Origin of the sequence: Anaerotignum lactatifermentans (assembly GCF_016902535.1) — a bacterium.
Classification (GTDB): domain Bacteria; phylum Bacillota; class Clostridia; order Lachnospirales; family Anaerotignaceae; genus Anaerotignum; species Anaerotignum lactatifermentans_A.
Window position 1 is genome coordinate 1 of sequence record NZ_JACSNY010000088.1, and the last position, 213, is coordinate 213.

Sequence of the window (213 nt, forward strand, 5' to 3'; positions counted from 1 at the left end):
ATTGCTTGATCCATCTGGAAAGAGCAGTTTGAGAAACACCATACTCTTTGATCAGAGAAGCTTGTGTTTTGCCATTATGATAGAGCTCAACAAGAGTTCGTTTGAAATCCTCATCATAATAATTTTTTTTAGTCATAAAGATACCTCCTTTTGGTGTCTAACATTATGGTACATCTGTTTATAAATCGTGTCTACTTATTTAATATAGATCCA

At 32.9% G+C, this 213-nt stretch carries 1 protein-coding gene; it reads right to left on the reverse strand.

Features of this window, described 5'->3' with window-relative positions:
* Positions 1–136, reverse strand: a 136-nt coding sequence (locus H9X84_RS12985) for a transposase (protein WP_243423774.1), incomplete at its 3' end; no start/stop codon positions are given.
* Positions 137–213: the final 77 nt, after the last annotated feature.